Annotated in this window: 1 protein-coding gene; it reads right to left on the bottom strand. The window is 50.0% G+C overall.

What is annotated here, in order from left to right:
* Positions 1 to 443: hypothetical protein (locus tag CXQ92_RS17985; protein WP_181033740.1), on the bottom strand; the 443-nt coding region annotated here is incomplete at its 3' end.
* Positions 444 to 486 lie beyond the last annotated feature (43 nt).

The raw sequence follows: 486 nt of genomic DNA on the forward strand, positions 1-486 counted from the left end.
CTCTTCTTAATGTGGAGATCCGAAGTCTCAACCATTGAGAAGCTGAACTCGCCAGCATCAACGGCCTCAAAATGACCGAGCACCAACATCACCAACTGGTTCTTCGGGAACTTGCTCAGGTTCACTTTGCGTGATTGTGAAGTTCCATCAGGTAGGGTAAGCTTGAGGTTCACAGGGCAGGACTCCCAACCCTCCACTGGATCGCTTAACATCGCTAGCAATGAAACCTGATATTTGACACCCGGTGTGAGCACTGACATTTTCAATTTCCCACGGATCTCGACATGGGTTGATCCCACGAGCTTCGGCGCTTCCAACCCCAATTTTCCAATACTTCCGAGTACGAGAGAGTGCCAGACCCAGAACTTGTTGTCATTAACCCCAGTAATTGTAAGCTCCCTTGGATACAAAGCTACACCTCTGTGGCCGTTCCTCTCCTCCATCCAAGAGTTCTCTCCATACAGCTTTGGTAGCATGGCCGCCATC

Origin of the sequence: Arthrobacter sp. SX1312, from assembly GCF_002929295.1 — a bacterium.
Classification (GTDB): Bacteria; Actinomycetota; Actinomycetes; order Actinomycetales; family Micrococcaceae; genus Arthrobacter_D.